Annotated in this window: 1 protein-coding gene; it reads right to left on the bottom strand. The window is 40.9% G+C overall.

All coding sequences use genetic code 11. From position 1 onward, the window contains the following. Positions 1-281 precede the first annotated feature (281 nt). On the bottom strand, positions 282-1,175 hold an 894-nt coding region (locus NBH03_RS15810), incomplete at its 5' end, for an IS30 family transposase (protein ID WP_250800134.1).

Raw genomic sequence — 1,175 nt, 5'->3', positions numbered from 1 at the left:
GGTGAGTTGCAAAAGTAACTTCTACTTTGCAGAAGTAAATTCTACTTTGCAGGGTTAAATTCTATACAAAATAGAAAAATAATGACTTAGATATATGAAATCCCTGAAAACGGAGTTAAAATAATAAAAAAGCTGCGGTTTTGGGGATTTTATTGCATGCTGAGCGGAAGTCGAATTTAAGTTAAAATTTTTGGAGAGAGTAAATTCCACCTCTGGGGGCGTTCTGCGATGATGGCTGCTGATATTATTTTCCTACCCAGCTTTTTTCTGTTAGATTTTGGTTATTTCAATAATTCAGGACTGAGAACGATTTCATCCGCAGGGATCTTCTGCAGGTGAAATGCATCTAAAATTTTTTTGCCATATTGAAACTCGAAGACTTCATATGGACTTTTGTTGCCCAGTTTCTTTCTGGAATAAGAATTAATGTGGCTCATCATGAGATTGATCTGTTCCTGTGTATAGCGTCCGATATCTGTGCCTTTTGGAATAATCCTGCGTATGAGTTCGTGGTTGTTTTCGCAGCTTCCTTTCTGATAAGGTGCGTTGGCATCACAGTAGAACATTTTTGTCCTTTGATTTTTCTGGGCATCCAGTTCAATGGCAGAAGGATTGGAAAATTCACTGCCGTTGTCAGCTAAAAGGACTGGAAAAAGCTGAATGAAAACATCGGACCTTAATTCAAGATAAAGGCGTTCAAAAATGTCAATGACAGACTGTGAATCGTTATGCCGGCGGAGAAATGCGAGCTGGAGCTGTTGTTCCACGAAATGTATAGTAAGAAGAACAGCACCTCCTTTTAAACCTTCCACAGAATCAAGCTGTCTGACAGAGGCATCGGGATGGTCAGCCATGTACTTATGAAAAGATTGAAAATCACGGCCAATACGGCAGGACTTATCAACTTTGAGGTTAGAAGAAACATTTTTCCTTGGCCGCATACGGATGGTACGGGGCATGTCGATATTTCTGGCGGTAAAGAGGCCGCTGTTAATGTAGACATAGAGAGTCCTTTCAGATTTCATAAGTTCATCAGCATGATGAAGAGCAATGTGATGAAGGGACTGTCCCTTTTTGAGAAGAGGAGACACCACATCATCAAGCTGTTTAAGTTCAGCCTCGGAGAGAGCGAAACCGGAACGGGATTCGCTTCTGACCTGTTCGTATTCCTTCTG

This window comes from Coprococcus intestinalis, assembly GCF_023656595.1.
Classification (GTDB): Bacteria; Bacillota; Clostridia; order Lachnospirales; family Lachnospiraceae; genus Coprococcus_A; species Coprococcus_A intestinihominis.
The sequence above is the reverse complement of the archived record's forward strand: the minus strand, read 5'-3'. Positions and strand labels throughout refer to the sequence as shown.